General features: G+C 45.8%; 1 protein-coding gene. It reads left to right on the top strand.

Translation table 11 applies throughout. The features are described 5' to 3' along the window. The first annotated feature begins 93 nt into the window (after positions 1-93). Positions 94-219 (top strand): lipoprotein antitoxin entericidin A, encoded by a 126-nt coding sequence (gene ecnA / locus ER639_RS12105; RefSeq protein ID WP_000977757.1) that lies wholly within the window; start codon positions 94-96, stop codon positions 217-219. The last annotated feature ends 165 nt before the right edge of the window (positions 220-384 follow it).

The following is a 384-nucleotide window of genomic DNA, read 5'->3' as shown; positions in this document are numbered from 1 at the left end:
GTGGATACCCGCTCTGGTGAATACGTCTCTCGCGTGAAGTAATGCGGTTGTGGTGCGGCCTGCAGGCTGCACCATCACTTATTCAGGTCAGAGATGATGAAACGCCTTATCGTTCTTGTTTTGCTTGCCAGCACGCTGCTCACGGGCTGTAACACCGCTCGCGGTTTCGGCGAAGACATCAAACATCTCGGCAACTCCATCTCTCGCGCTGCCAGCTAATTTTTCTTCTCTTCCGAAAAATCATCAGATTCCCATCATTTTTGGCGATGTTGTCTATTATTAATTTGCTATAGGCAAACATAAATAACATTACCTAAAAGGAAGACGTTATGGTGAAGAAGACAATTGCAGCGATCTTTTCTGTTCTGGTGCTTTCAACAGTAT

Origin of the sequence: Macrococcus sp. DPC7161 (genome assembly GCF_004117835.1) — a bacterium.
Lineage (GTDB): Bacteria > Bacillota > Bacilli > Staphylococcales > Staphylococcaceae > SDSC01.
Note: the sequence above shows the minus strand (reverse complement) of the source record. Positions and strands in the feature narration are given on the sequence as shown.

Bases quoted from the DNA above. Each gene is read 5' to 3' on its own strand.
- ecnA (WP_000977757.1), top strand. From the start codon at position 94: ATGATGAAACGCCTTATCGTTCTTGTTTTGCTTGCCAGCACGCTGCTC.